Annotated in this window: 14 protein-coding genes and 1 pseudogene; 9 read left to right on the top strand and 6 right to left on the bottom strand. The window is 58.2% G+C overall.

The annotated features are described in order from the left end of the window. The 6 genes and pseudogenes from JCM25156_RS03985 to modA all read right to left on the bottom strand — a co-directional run. Nucleotides 1-738, bottom strand: a 738-nt coding sequence (locus JCM25156_RS03985) for a protoglobin domain-containing protein (RefSeq protein WP_277909340.1), incomplete at its 3' end; no start/stop codon positions are given. A gap of 1,154 nt (nt 739-1,892) precedes the next feature. Continuing rightward, nucleotides 1,893-2,648, bottom strand: coding sequence for a class II aldolase/adducin family protein (locus JCM25156_RS03980; protein ID WP_025812214.1), 756 nt, complete (start codon nt 2,646-2,648; stop codon nt 1,893-1,895). A gap of 674 nt (nt 2,649-3,322) precedes the next feature. Then, nucleotides 3,323-4,650 (bottom strand): annotated as a pseudogene (rpoN, locus tag JCM25156_RS21365) (RNA polymerase factor sigma-54). A gap of 64 nt (nt 4,651-4,714) precedes the next feature. After that, entirely contained in the window at nt 4,715-5,446 is a 732-nt protein-coding gene (locus JCM25156_RS03965) for a molybdenum ABC transporter ATP-binding protein (RefSeq protein ID WP_025812213.1), read from the bottom strand. Further along, nucleotides 5,443-6,129 (bottom strand): molybdate ABC transporter permease subunit, encoded by a 687-nt coding sequence (gene modB / locus JCM25156_RS03960; RefSeq protein WP_025812212.1) that lies wholly within the window; start codon nt 6,127-6,129, stop codon nt 5,443-5,445. The genes JCM25156_RS03965 and modB overlap by 4 nt, the downstream gene beginning before the upstream one ends. Then, nucleotides 6,126-6,902 (bottom strand): molybdate ABC transporter substrate-binding protein, encoded by a 777-nt coding sequence (gene modA, locus JCM25156_RS03955; protein WP_025812211.1) that lies wholly within the window; start codon nt 6,900-6,902, stop codon nt 6,126-6,128. Before modA ends, modB begins: the two co-directional genes overlap by 4 nt. A 303-nt stretch (nt 6,903-7,205) precedes the next feature. On the opposite strand from modA, the gene JCM25156_RS03950 reads away from it, so the two are divergent. The 9 genes from JCM25156_RS03950 (at nt 7,206) to nifT (ending at nt 12,928) form a co-directional block, all read left to right on the top strand. Further along, nucleotides 7,206-7,739 carry a DUF2478 domain-containing protein gene (locus JCM25156_RS03950; protein WP_183479332.1) on the top strand — a complete coding sequence of 178 codons (534 nt, stop codon included), beginning with the start codon at nt 7,206-7,208 and terminating at the stop codon, nt 7,737-7,739. Nucleotides 7,740-7,982: 243 nt separating this feature from the next. Then, on the top strand, nt 7,983-9,434 hold the full coding sequence (gene nifA / locus JCM25156_RS21360) for a nif-specific transcriptional activator NifA (RefSeq protein ID WP_306301737.1): 1,452 nt from the start codon (nt 7,983-7,985) through the stop codon (nt 9,432-9,434). A gap of 11 nt (nt 9,435-9,445) precedes the next feature. After that, nucleotides 9,446-9,748, top strand: a complete 303-nt coding sequence (locus tag JCM25156_RS30705) for a helix-turn-helix domain-containing protein (protein ID WP_242402461.1) — start codon at nt 9,446-9,448, stop codon at nt 9,746-9,748. Between the two features lie 150 nt (nt 9,749-9,898). Further along, nucleotides 9,899-10,570 carry a radical SAM protein gene (locus JCM25156_RS32810; RefSeq protein ID WP_457851815.1) on the top strand — a complete coding sequence of 224 codons (672 nt, stop codon included), beginning with the start codon at nt 9,899-9,901 and terminating at the stop codon, nt 10,568-10,570. Beyond that, entirely contained in the window at nt 10,483-11,373 is an 891-nt protein-coding gene (gene nifB, locus JCM25156_RS32805; RefSeq protein ID WP_457851814.1) for a nitrogenase cofactor biosynthesis protein NifB, read from the top strand. The genes JCM25156_RS32810 and nifB overlap by 88 nt, the downstream gene beginning before the upstream one ends. A gap of 38 nt (nt 11,374-11,411) precedes the next feature. Then, a complete protein-coding gene (locus tag JCM25156_RS03935) occupies nt 11,412-11,606 on the top strand; it encodes a 4Fe-4S binding protein (protein WP_025812209.1) in 195 nt (64 codons plus the stop codon). A gap of 21 nt (nt 11,607-11,627) precedes the next feature. Then, a complete protein-coding gene (locus JCM25156_RS21350; RefSeq protein ID WP_242402460.1) occupies nt 11,628-12,386 on the top strand; it encodes a 4Fe4S-binding leucine-rich repeat protein in 759 nt (252 codons plus the stop codon). 42 nt (nt 12,387-12,428) lie between these two features. Beyond that, a complete protein-coding gene (locus JCM25156_RS03925; RefSeq protein ID WP_025812208.1) occupies nt 12,429-12,707 on the top strand; it encodes a nitrogen fixation protein NifZ in 279 nt (92 codons plus the stop codon). Further along, on the top strand, nt 12,704-12,928 hold the full coding sequence (gene nifT / locus JCM25156_RS03920) for a putative nitrogen fixation protein NifT (protein WP_025812207.1): 225 nt from the start codon (nt 12,704-12,706) through the stop codon (nt 12,926-12,928). The genes JCM25156_RS03925 and nifT overlap by 4 nt, the downstream gene beginning before the upstream one ends. Nucleotides 12,929-13,034: the final 106 nt, after the last annotated feature.

Raw genomic sequence — 13,034 nt, 5'->3', positions numbered from 1 at the left:
TGACTGCCGCAGCGTGCCGACCGCGTTGTTGAAATCCGCCCGCAGCGGCTGGTAGGCTTCCGGCAGTTCATCAGCCAGTTCGCAGGTCAGATCCTTGCTGGCGATGCTGGCCATGGCCTTGCCGAAACTTTCACAGACAAGCGCCTGCTCCCTTGTGGTCGCATCCGTCTGCCCTGCCAGCCGGGCTCTTTCCGCCTCGTCGATATAGACGGAAATGGCCAGATCCATATCCAGCATCACCGCCTTGGTCAGACTGCCCAGCGCCTCCCCGAACGCCGCGGCACTCAGGCCCCCTTCAGGGAACAGGCGGCGTTTGGGAAAATGTTCCTTGATCGCCGCCTTGATGAGATGGTCAAGGATGATGGCGTAGCCGCCAATGTACCATCTGGGTTCAAGGCCGATGCGCGCGTGTACCATGCCGATCTTGCGCACTCTGGCGGCATAATCATGATTGAAATTGCCGTTCGAAATATTGCTCCAATGGACGCCCTGTGCGTCTTTTGCATGAGCAATATCTTTTTCCGATGCGAAAAATTTCCTGGTGGCGGGATTTCGGCGGACCTGATCATAGAATTTATCGAGCGCCACGGGCAGTTCACGCTGGACCAGCGCCTTGAGCGCGCGGAGCGCCGCGCAGTTCCCTGGGGTCATCTGCATGAATTCCAGACGTTCGCTGACGGCCTGGATTTCAGCCTTCACTCTATCTGCTTCGGCTATTTTACGCAGCGGATTCGGCATCGGATACTCCGGAGACGTATGTTTGAAACTCTTGATGGTATGATCGTGATCCATGCCGCCCCTGTATTACGAGGGGCATTATTGATTTAACGGCAGGCATTCATTGTAATGGGGCGGTTTTTGAAAATTCATCTGGTCATTGTCACTGAAGCGAGGGGAGCGCGGGCGCACGCTCCATTCATACACTTTCGCAATGATAGCAAACTTCTCATGCTTTTCCAGAATAATTAATATACTCATAAAGACGTTTGTTTTCCGGATCGAAGTGCCTGTCTGGCAAGGAAATAACAGGAAAAATGCCTGTCGGGAAAGCCGTCTTCCTGCCAGCGCCCGGCCTGTTGGCATTCAGTTCGGGGATATGCTGTGATTATTAAGTCACAAAACCATACCTGATATGTCCGGAAGCAAATAAAGTGCCATAGGGTGGCGGATGAACCTGAAATATGTGTGTCCTGTTGTTTTGTGGATCAGAATTTCAAGGAAAAAAATCTTAACGACGGCTTCAGAAGTCTGATCACGAAATATCATACAGATTATAAAGAGTTTTTTGGTGAAGCTTTTTTTAAAGCTTCAAGAAATGTCGCCAGTTTGGAAAAATTGGCACCCGTAAAATTTTATTGTTTTTTATGAAATGGTTATCTTGAATATACCCTTTAAGGGCAAACATCCGTCTGAACAACTGAACCTGCCCCTATCCATGCTCTGGATGCGTGGACAAAGGCGTAAATCCGGCATTGAAAAAGGGTTTTGAGCCTGTTTTCCGGACAGGTCCGCCGCAGCGAGGCGACCATCGCAATGATTACAGGGGAAAACGACAATCCTGTCGTTCTGAACGAAACGTCCGCTTCACGATACATCTCCGGCCACATAATCCGGATTACGTCTGGCTGTAGGGATGCAGTATTCTGAAGCGGACCAATAAGGTGCCATAACCTGAAAATTTTTCCCGTAAGACAGTGCTTTCATTCTGTAAAAGACTGTCTTTGGGAAATCCCGCAAATCATAAGGAATTTTTCTGGTGAAGCTGTTTCCCAAAGCTTCGGGAAATGCCGCCTTTTGCAAAAAGGCGGCACCCAAAAACTTTTATTGTTTTTATCAATCAGTTGTTTTCAATAGCTTCTAAGAAAAGAAGACCAGTCATACGGGTACAGAGGTCAGTTCTTATAGTCTGGCTGTTCGCGGTCCAGCTTGCGGCGAAGCGCCTGCCAGATCAGGCGGCCCTGATCGGGGTCTTCATCAAACTGGGCTTTCGCGCGCATGATTTTTTCTTCCGAAGGAATATGCAGCGGAACGCCTGTCGCCTGCGCCGCGATCTGGATGCGGCAGGCCTGCTCCAGATAATACATGCGGTAGAATGCCTGCGCCACCGTGCTGCCCACTGTCAGCAGGCCGTGGTTTTGCAGGATCAAGGCGTTATTCGTGCCCAGGTCGCGGACCAGACGTTCACGCTCGCTCAGATTGTCATCCGCCGCGATACCTTCATAGGCATGGAAGCTGACATTGCCGTAGAACTCGATATTGATCTGGTTCAGGGGCAGAATCTTCCGGTCCTGCGCGGCTACCACCATGCCGGGGACCGTATGGGTGTGCATGACGCATGTCGCATCCGGCCGGTTGCCATGAATGGCGGAATGGATGACAAATCCGGCCGGATTGATGGGATAGGAGGTTTTCTGGCGTGGGCGGCCATCGGCATCGACAATGACAAGCGAGCTGGCGGTAATCTCTTCAAACAGATAGCCGTAAGGATTGACCAGATATTCATGCCGCCCCCCCGGCAGGCGGACGGACAGATGCGTGTACACGAGGTCCGTCATGCCGAAATGGGCGATCAGACGATACGCGGCGGCCAGTTCCTCGCGCAGGGACTGTTCCGTCTGGACCGGGGCAGGGGATGTAGCGAGAGACATGAATAAATCCTGTTCTGTCATGAGAAGACACGTATTTACCATCAAACAAGGTAATTTACTTTAGAGGTCCGCGTTTTGAAATATCCGGGGCAGTTTCCATTCCATTAGAAATAACGGGCGCCAGCCGGTAACAACCTTGTCCCCGAAAATGGCTTTTTCCGGCTATCCAGAATAGTTCAAGGCGCATATCGACATGTCATCGGTCCTGCTCATGGACGCGCGGGCGGGGCAAGGCCCGGCAAGATGTGTAACCGGAAGGACGATTTCATACATCCGGCATTGTCATCAATATAAATATCATAAAGTAGAGTTAGGGAAAAACCGGTACTTATGCGCCGCAAGGGGCAGGAGCCTGCCATGGGCGGGTAACGCGGAAAGCATTGGCAGACTGGCCTGTACCCCCGGTATGCACCGTGTATATTTTGTACAGGTGGAGAGGGTGTTCATGTCCTGAAATTGTATCATGTATAAATGTCTTATTTTATAAATTATTACTTAAATTATACATAAAACATGAAGAAAGTTTTTGGTGAAGCTTTTTTCAAAAAGCTTCAGGAAACGCCGCCCTGTTGAAAAAAGCGGCCCCCAGAAACTTCTTCATTTTAGCTTTCAGGAATCTGTTGAAATACGCAAAGGTCGCATCCACCATGGGGGCACAGTCCCGTTTCGTCAGTTCAGGCAAGGGAAATGGAACTGCTGGCGCGTTGCCTGCGCTGGACCGAATTGGGAAAACCCATGCCTTCGCGATATTTCGCGACGGTGCGGCGTGCAACTTCTATCCCCTTGGCGCGCAACCGGGCCGCGATCGCATCATCGGAAAGGGGGGTCGTTGGCGGTTCGCCTGAATCATCTGCCGGATCTGGTTCTGGATGGCGATGCTGCTGTGCATCTCGCCATTCTGCCCGGACAGGGCCGCGACAAAGAAGAACTTGAGCGGTAATATGCCACGAACAGTGGAAATATACTTGTTCGCCGTGACACGACTGACAGTGCTTTCATGCATGTCCAGACTTTCCGCCACCATGCGTAATGTCAGGGGGGCAAGTCCCGCCGGCCCCTGGGTCAGGAAATTTTCCTGTCGCCGCATGATCTCCGTCGCCACGCGCAGGATCGTTATGCTTCTCTGTTGCAGGGAGCGGATCAACCAGTTCGCGCTGGTCAGATGCTCCGCCAGAAAGGCGCGTTCCGTCGTATGGGCGCGTAAGGAAATGCGGGTGCTCAGGGCGCTATTGATCACGACGCGCGGTGTCGTGTCGGGGTTCAGTTCCAGTATCCAGCCGGATTCAGGCGTATGTTCCATCAATATGTCAGGTATGGCGAGACCCGGATTGCCCGACAGTGCCTCCGCGCCCGGTTTCGGGTTCAGCGCGCGCAGGTCGGCAACCATGTCGTGCATGTCTTCAAGGTCCACATTACAGACCTGACACAGCCGTTTCAGGTCGTGACGCCCCAGAAGATCCAGATTCGCCAGCAGTTTCGCCATTGCCGGGTCCATCCGGTTGCGTTCCTCCAACTGGACCATCAGGCATTCCTGCAGGGATTGCGCGAATAGCCCCGGTGGGTCCAGACGCATCATCCGTTGCCGTACCGCCTCGACCCGGGCCGCGGGAACGCCAAGCTGGGCGGCAATTTCTTCGGGCGGGATCGACAGGCGGCCAACGGCGTCAAGTCCGCTGATCAGGTGCGCGCCGATTTCACGTTCGGCAAGGGTGCAGCCCGACAGCACCAGTTGCTCGAATATACGCTCACGCAGGGGGGGCGCGCTATCGGCAATACGGGCCATGCCATCGTCATCCAGACCGCTATCCGGTGTCCAGCGCTGGGCGGAAGCCACCGGTTCACGGGAGGGGGAATAGGGGATGGTCTCTTTCCGGCCGGGAAGGGGGGACGCTTCTTCCGTTTCCTGCGGCTGTTCAAGGATGGGGTTTTTCTCGATCTCGCTGGTGAGAAATTCCTGAAGTTCGGCATTGGAGAACTGAAGGATCTGAAGCGACTGACGCATGCGGACGCTTATGAACAGACCCTGGTGCTGTCCCAGTTCCTGGCGATGACCTGTAGCCATGGTTTTATATTCCCATCATAACATCGGGACAGGGGGCGCGTGGCGGGCAAGTGCGGGCTTCCCGGTTTTCCCGTGTGGCGTTGGGGGTGTTGGTAACGTGGCCTGCGTCCAGCGTTATGACGCGGTCGGTCAGGCACGCGATTTCATCGGGATCGTGCGAGATATACAGAACAGGAAGACCGGCGTTCCGGCACAGCGTATGGAGATAGGGCAGGATGTCCTGCTTCCGGGCGTGGTCGAGGGCGGATAGCGGCTCGTCCATCAGCAAAAGTGCCGGGCGGCGCAGCAGGGCGCGCCCAATGGCCACACGCTGTTTTTCCCCGCCCGACAGATGGGTTACGCTACGCCCGAGCAGGGGGTCGAGATCCAGCATCGCAACGGTTTTGGAAAATTCGGGTTGCCGCAGCGCGCGCGTACCGCCATGGGCGCCAAAGAGCAGGTTCTGCCTGACCGACATGTGCGCGAACAGGGAAGGATCTTGAAACACGAAACCGATCGGCCGTTTCCACGTCGGCACGAAGCGATGACCGTCCTGCCATATCTGGCCATTGAAGTGACAATACCCCCCCTGCGCGCGTTCCAGCCCGGCGACACAGCGCAGGATCGTGCTTTTTCCGCAGCCGGAAGGACCGAACAGGGCGGTCACGCCATGGGCGGGTACGGTAAATTCCACATCGTAATGGAAAGTGCCGATGCGTCCCTGAAACGCGGCTTGGAGGCCCTGCCTGTCCTTCATGAATCATGTCCCCGCGAACGAAGCTGGAGCGAGGAGAGAAGCATGATGGTCAGGAACGAGAAGACGACCATACCGGCCGCGATGATGTTGGCGTCATGCCAGCGGGCATTTTCCACATAATCATACAGGGCGACCGACAGGACGCGCGTATGGCCCGGAATGTCCCCGCCAATCATCAGCACGATCCCGAATTCGCCCACCGTATGGGCAAATCCCAGCACGATGGCCGTGGCTATGCCCGGCCATGCCAGCGGAATGACCACGCTGTGGAAGGTCCGCCATGGTGACGCGCCAAGGGTCGCCGCGACTTCAAGCGGCTGGCGCCCCATGGCATGAAATGCATTCTGGATCGGCTGCACGGCAAAGGGCAGGGCATAAAGCAGGGATCCGATCACCAGACCGGGAAAGCTGAAGGCAAGCGTGCGGCCACCCCACAGGCGCGCGATCCATCCCCCCGGCCCCGATGGCCCGAAAGCGACCAGAAAATAAAATCCCAGTACGCTGGGCGGCAGGACGAGGGGCAGCGAGATGACAGCGCCGATCACGGATTTCCACCACCGCCCGGGCCAGGCCAGCCACCACGAAATGGGCAGCGCGATTGCAATCAGCAATGTTGTCGTAACCGCCGCCAGTTCCAGCGTCAGGACCACCGCTTCCGTTACGTCGGGGGGCAGGGCCTTCATGGCGTGGGTTCCCCGGCCGGTGTATCCGTAAGATAACCGGCGGCCCCGATCAGGCTTCTGGCTTTCGCACCATGCAGAAAGGCCATGAACTTTTGCGCCTGTTCATCGTCTTCAGACCGGGAGAGCAGGATCGCATCCTGACGGATCGGTGTGTACAGGGCCGACGGGACAGGCCAGTACGCGCCCCCTTGCAGCGGGAGTACCTGGGCCAGGGCGACAAAGGCGAGTTCGGCATTGCCGCTCTGCGCCAGTTCCAGCGCCTGACTGACCGATTGCGCCACCACCAGCTTCGGTTTCAGTCGGGCATAAAGCCCCAGCCCGTTCAGCGTTTCGATGGCGGCGGTGCCGTAGGGCGCGGTGTTGGGGTTGCATATGGCCAGATGCGTAAACGTGGCCTGACGCAGTGTCTGCTCACCGGGTGGCGCGTGCGCGGCGGGCGTCCACAGCACCAGTTGACCGATGGCGTAGGTGAAGCGGGAGGCGGCCACACCCATCCCGCTGGCGATCAGGTCGGCCGGACGTTTCGTATCCGCGCTGAGGAAGATATCGAACGGCGCGCCCTGCGTGATCTGCATGAAAAGCTGCCCGCTCGACCCGGAACTGATTGTCGCGGATACGCCAGTCTTTTGTGTAAATTCCGCCACGAGCTGTTGCGCTGTCTGTGTGAAATTCGCGGCCACGGCCAGACGGAGCGGGGCGGCCATGCCCTGTCGCGCGGCAAACAGCACGATGACGGTGGCGGGAACAAGGAGGATCAAGCGGAGTATGCGCATGGCAGTACCTTTTGTCCGAGCCATAAATCCTGACGGAGGCAGGCGGATCAGGTCCGCTATATGCCCGGCAGGCCCCGGAAAACGCCGGGGATGACGGGGCACACGCAAGAACCATGCCACATATCGGAACGATATGGAAACGACATATAAAGACAGCGTGATATTTGGTACCGAAAAAGTTCTGTCATAATCGCATGCAGGTCACGGCACGAAAATTGCGTGCTACCAGGCTGTCAATCAAGATAGGGGAGCACGAGGATGCCAGACCATGCAGGTTCATACGCCTATCCGATTGCGGTCATCATGCAGGACAATGATCCGCAGGAAGTGGAAATGGCCCTGTGGCATGCCATCACCATCCTGCGCACGCGCGGGCTGGACATAGGCGGTTTTGTGCAGAAGCGCGGCCGCCTGCGCAGCGATGGCCGCCACGAGATGTATGTGCACGACCTGACCGATGGCTCCCTGATCCGGTTGGACCGCTATCGCGGCGCGGGTGCGCGCGCCTGTACGCTGGATATGGATGCAATGGGCGCGCTGGCCGTTACGTTGCGCGCACGGATCGAACAGAACCCCGATGTGCTGTTCGTCAACCGGTTTGGCGTGCGCGAGGCGGAAGGCGGCGGCCTGCGTACCGAAATAGCGGAGGCGATCTGCCGCGGCATTCCCATTGTCGTGGTCGTAAGCCGCAACCACCTTCCGGCATGGGAAGCGTTTATCGGTCAGGCCCACGCCGCACCGGTCCTGCCACCCGAGAGCGCGAGCCTGCTTGACTGGGCGCATCTGTACGTGCGCAACCCGGCGGAAAGAATGCCCGTTGAACGTTACGCCGAGTGAAATTGGCGGGCGTCTATATAAAACGGAACATATATCTATTCCCGATCGAATATATACGATGGGGGCGTAAGCATAAGAAAAATAATGCAAACAGAAAATCTGAGAAATTTGTTATCGAATTCTATGATAATATGTTTCATATTTTTAAAATGAAGGTTGTAACTCTTGTGCCGGAATGTCATGACTATGCATTCCGAAAGGGCATATCTGGGTGCAGTTGGATAAGTGGGGGAGGCAATAGACATGCCTGCGGATCACATTCCCTGTCGGCCCGTCAGCATGGCAGGCCAGTCAACATGGGCGGAGCGCGCTCTCTTCGGATTGCATGAAATTTCCAAAATTTTATGTGCGCCGACGGAAACGTCTGGAATTATCAAAAGTGTCCTGACCGTTCTCGAAAACTTCGTCGATATGAACAACGCCGCCGTCGTCCTGTTCGATGACGCGGAACATAACGATACGGTCATCAGCACCTACGCGGACCCCACGGCCGCGAAAACCTATTTCGACAGCATGCCGGAACAGGCGATCGGGCAGATCGTCACCAGCCAGCAGCCCCTGCTGGTTCCCGATGTGGCGCGGGATTCCAGATATGGTTTCGCCAAAGCCCCGGCATGGGAGGTTGGACCCGGCCGTATCGGGATTATCGGCGTGCCCATCATCAGCCGTGAGCAGGTCATCGGTGTCCTGATCCTGGACCGGCCCGCGATCGCCGCGGATTCAGTCGTCGGCAGTATTGATGTCAGCCTGCTTTCCATGGTCGCGGGGCTTATGGGGCAGATGCTGCGCCTCCATCGTCTGGTACAGCGTGATCGCGAACGGCTGATGAAGGATGTCGCGCATGAACGCAAAATCCTGACGGAAGATGAGGACAGCGGAAATGATTTCGGCATTGTTGGCAACAGTCCGGCCCTGCGCGCCGTGCTCAAGAAAGTCGAGATCGTGGCCCGCAGTAACGTCACCGTCCTGCTGCGGGGGGAATCAGGCACGGGCAAGGAACTCTTTGCCCGCGCCATTCACATGGCCTCGCCCCGGCAGAACAGGCCGTTCGTCAAGCTGAACTGCGCCGCCCTGCCGGAAAGCGTTCTGGAATCGGAACTGTTCGGGCATGAAAAGGGGGCCTTCACCGGCGCGCTCAACCAGCGCAAGGGGCGCTTTGAACTGGCTGATGGCGGCACGCTGTTCATGGATGAAATTGGTGAAATCTCGCCAAGTTTCCAGGCCAAGCTGCTTCGCGTGCTTCAGGATGGCGAATTCGAGCGCGTGGGGGGAACCCGCACGCTCAAGGTCAATGTCCGGATCGTGACCGCGACAAACCGCAACCTGGAGGAAGCGGTCAGCAAGGGGCGTTTCCGGGCCGACCTGTACTATCGCCTGAGCGTGATCCCCATTTTCCTTCCCGCACTGCGTGAGCGCATATCCGACATCCCGTTGCTGGCCGACGAATTCCTGCGTCGCTTCAACGAGAGCAATCATATGGATCTGTCCATTGATCCGACCGGGCTGGACGTGCTGAGCGCCTGCTACTTCCCCGGAAACGTGCGTGAGCTGGAAAACTGCATTCGCAGGACGGCCACGCTGGCGCAGGCGCTGTCATTACCGCACAGGATTTCGCCTGTCGGAGCGATGGATGCCTGTCCTCCATTTTCTGGCGCAATCCCACGCCCGCCGTCCCGCCCGTCGGGCCGCAACTGACCCATGACAGCGTGGAAACCGTGGAGAAGGACGACGCTCCGGCCCCAGCGGCGCCCGCCATGCCATCCCTGCCGGTTGATGATGTTGTTGAGACACCGCCTGTGTCCCCGGCGCCCGATCCGGCGGCGACCTGCCCGTCTTCCTCGGTCTGTTCGGCCGCGCAGGGGGAATGGAGCGCGCAGCGCGAGGAACTGATCGAGGCGATGGAAACGGCGGGATGGGTGCAGGCCAAGGCCGCGCGCATACTGGGCCTGACCCCGCGCCAGATTGGCTACGCCCTGCGCAAGAACGGGATTTCCATTAAAAAATTCTGATGGAGAGCCAGTGTCGGAATTGTCGTGGTTGGCACATTCCTGTCGCTCTCCTGACGTGGGGAACACAACGCCCCCGATAACACCGCCACCCCGACATGGCATGTTTCTTGCGCCGGACCTGATTAGCGAAAGTCAGTCCGGAGAATGGCAATGGCACAGCTCATCAGTCTGGATATGCTTGCACCGCAGGATGCGCAGGGTATGCGTTCGGCCCTGAGCGGTGAGAGCGGGTGTTCCTCCTCCAGTTGCGGAAGTTCCGATGGTCCGTCCGATCTGCCCCCGGAAATATGGGAAAAGGTCAAGGATCACCCCTGCTATTCGGAGGAGGCGCATCATTATTTTGCCCGGATGCATGTGGCCGTGGCGCCCGCGTGTAATATCCAGTGTAATTACTGTAACCGCAAATATGACTGCGCGAATGAAAGCCGCCCCGGCGTCGTATCGGAAAAGCTGACGCCCACGCAGGCGCGGCGCAAGGTCATTACGGTCGCCAACGAAGTGCCGCAGCTTTCCGTTCTGGGCATCGCCGGGCCGGGCGATGCCTGTTACGACTGGAAAAAGACCCGGGAAACCTTCGCGCAGGTGTCGCAGGATATTCCAGACATCAAGCTATGCCTGTCGACAAACGGCCTGGCCCTGCCTGACCATGTCGATGAAATCGCGGAAATGAACATTGATCACGTAACGATCACGATCAACATGGTTGATCCGGAAATCGGCACGAAGATCTATCCGTGGATTTTCTACCAGAACAGGCGCTGGACGGGGCTGGACGCTCCAAGATCCTGCACGAGCGCCAGATGCTCGGGCTGGAGATGCTGACCGCGCGCGGCATCCTGACCAAGATCAATTCCGTCATGATCCCCGGCGTGAATGACGAGCACCTGATGGAAGTGAACCGGGTCGTCAAGGCCAGGGGCGCTTTCCTGCACAACATCATGCCGCTCATTTCCGACCCCGCGCATGGCACGCATTATGGCCTGACCGGGCAGCGTGGGCCAAAGGCGCAGGAACTCAAGGCGTTGCAGGACCGCCTGTCCGACGGGACCAAGCTCATGCGCCACTGCCGCCAGTGCCGGGCGGATGCGGTCGGCCTGCTGGGTGAGGATCGCGGCCAGGAATTCACGATGGACCAGTTGGCGGATGAGGTCTCCTACGATCCATCGCGCCGGGAAACCTATCGTGAGGTCGTGGCGCAGGAGCGCGGCGAGCACATGAAGCAGCGCGAGGCCGCCGGCGCGATGCTGGCCGGGATCGACGCGGAAACGCCGGTCCTTGTCGCGGTTGCGACCAAGGGTGGTGGCCGGATCAACCAGCATTTCGGTCATGCCCGGGAATTCCAGATTTACGAGGTCTCGGCATCCGGGATCACATTCACCGGCCACCGCAAGGTGGACAATTACTGCGAAGGTGGATGGGGCGAGGACGCAACGCTCGACAGCACGATCGAGGCGCTGGAGGGCGTTCGTGCCGTGCTGTGCGCCAAGGTGGGGGACTGCCCGCGCGACAGCCTGAAGGAAGCTGGGATCGAGGTCAGTCATGACTATGCCCATGACTGGATCGAGGCCGGGATTACCGGCTGGTATGCCAGCGCCTTCGGTACGGAAATCCGGCAGACAGCCTGAATCCGCAACCTTTCATACATAAACCAGGAGAGAAGATCATGGCCTACAAAATTGTTACGTCCCAGTGCACGGTCTGCGGCGCTTGCGAATTCGAGTGCCCGAACGGCGCGATCACCCTCAAGAACGACCTGTACGTGATCAATCCCAAGAAGTGCACGGAATGCGAAGGGCATTTTGACGTGGCGCAGTGCGCCGAAGTCTGTCCCGTGCCCAATACCTGCATTCCGGCCTGACCTGTTCCGGGGGGCTGTCGCATGAGTGAGGACACGCCGGAACACGCTACGGCCGATGCCCCTGCCGATCTTACGAATGAAGTCGTGGACTGGCAGGGGCGGCAGGTACGCTGTCGCGACTGCCGGCATGAACCCATGCATCGTGATGGCCGGTGCCAGCGGGGACGTAGCTGCGTGCGTGACCGCCGGGCCCGGCGTGTGGACAGGTTTTTCCGCCATAACCCATCGGTGGCGGATGAATACCTCGATCATCCCTATGATGAAGTCCGGGCCATCGCCGTCCGGTACTGCACGATATTCCGGCTGCCCCCCATGCTGGCCGACCCGGAAGGGGAGGTCAGGGTGGGGGCGGTCCTGCGCCTGCCGGTGGCGCGTATCCTGCCCATGTCCACCGACCCGGACCGGCGGGTCAGGATCGCCCTGGCCAGCAGGCTGGAGGGCAGGGAGCTGCTCGAACTGCTGGCGGATACGGACGCGGGCGTCCGCCTCATGGTGGTGCGTCGGCTTGCGCCGGAAATGCTGCTGACAGCCGTCCGGGATGTGGACCCGGATGTCCGCCGGTGGGTCGCCCGCCGTATCGCACCGGCCTATCTTTCGTCCATGCTGGCTGATCCCGAGCCTACGGTGCGCCAGATTCTGGCAACGCGCGTGCAACGTCGCTGCTGGCGATCCTGGCGACCGATGAGGACCTGCGCGTCCGTTACACCGCGATCGAGCGGTTACCATCCGACATGCTGCATGAACTTGCCGATGACGATGAACCGCTCGTGCAGGATCTGATCAAGTGTCGTCTGTCTGAAAATATCAGGAAGGAACACCCCGATGGGACTGGGACGTGAAGAAGAAATCGAGATCCGCAGGCAGCCCGTTTTCATGCCCGGCACGAAAGTGCGCGCGACCCGTTACGTGAAAAACGACGGGACATTCGCGGGCCGGGAAATCGGTGAAATGCTGGTTCACAAGGGCGATGTCGGCTACGTGCGCGACATCGGCGTCTTTTTGCAGCGCTATTACATTTACGCCGTCGAATTCATCGAGCGTGGGACGGTGGTCGGCATGCGCGCGCGCGAACTCAACGTGGAAGCAGAGGCAGTAAAATGAAGGTCATGGTGCGGCGGGATACGCGTGGATTGTCGATTTATGTGCCGAAAAAGGATCTGGAGGAACCAGTCGTCGCCCAGCAGCATGATGCGCTGTGGGGGGGATGGATCAAACTCAAGAACGGCTGGGTGCTTGAACTTCCGGAAATGGAAGCCGAACCCCGGTTGCCGATAACGGTCAACGCTCGCAAGCGGAGCGAGGAAGAAGGGGAGGTTACATGAGTGACGTCACCCACGAAATCAGCGCGGGCCTGCGGGCCGGGCGCCTGATCCCGTACCTGGGCACGGGCGTGAGCGCATTGCGCGCCCCTGGCGATGTGCCCGCCAG

Source organism: Komagataeibacter kakiaceti JCM 25156, from assembly GCF_000613305.1.
Note: the sequence above shows the minus strand (reverse complement) of the source record. Positions and strands in the feature narration are given on the sequence as shown.

Bases quoted from the DNA above. Each gene is read 5' to 3' on its own strand.
- modB (WP_025812212.1), bottom strand. From the start codon at position 6,129: ATGAAGGCCCTGCCCCCCGACGTAACGGAAGCGGTGGTCCTGACGCTG.
- JCM25156_RS03950 (WP_183479332.1), top strand. From the start codon at position 7,206: ATGCAGGACAATGATCCGCAGGAAGTGGAAATGGCCCTGTGGCATGCC.
- JCM25156_RS03980 (WP_025812214.1), bottom strand. From the start codon at position 2,648: ATGTCTCTCGCTACATCCCCTGCCCCGGTCCAGACGGAACAGTCCCTG.
- nifT (WP_025812207.1), top strand. From the start codon at position 12,704: ATGAAGGTCATGGTGCGGCGGGATACGCGTGGATTGTCGATTTATGTG.
- JCM25156_RS03925 (WP_025812208.1), top strand. From the start codon at position 12,429: ATGGGACTGGGACGTGAAGAAGAAATCGAGATCCGCAGGCAGCCCGTT.
- JCM25156_RS21350 (WP_242402460.1), top strand. From the start codon at position 11,628: ATGAGTGAGGACACGCCGGAACACGCTACGGCCGATGCCCCTGCCGAT.
- JCM25156_RS03965 (WP_025812213.1), bottom strand. From the start codon at position 5,446: ATGAAGGACAGGCAGGGCCTCCAAGCCGCGTTTCAGGGACGCATCGGC.
- JCM25156_RS03935 (WP_025812209.1), top strand. From the start codon at position 11,412: ATGGCCTACAAAATTGTTACGTCCCAGTGCACGGTCTGCGGCGCTTGC.
- modA (WP_025812211.1), bottom strand. From the start codon at position 6,902: ATGCGCATACTCCGCTTGATCCTCCTTGTTCCCGCCACCGTCATCGTG.
- nifA (WP_306301737.1), top strand. From the start codon at position 7,983: ATGCCTGCGGATCACATTCCCTGTCGGCCCGTCAGCATGGCAGGCCAG.
- JCM25156_RS32810 (WP_457851815.1), top strand. From the start codon at position 9,899: ATGGCACAGCTCATCAGTCTGGATATGCTTGCACCGCAGGATGCGCAG.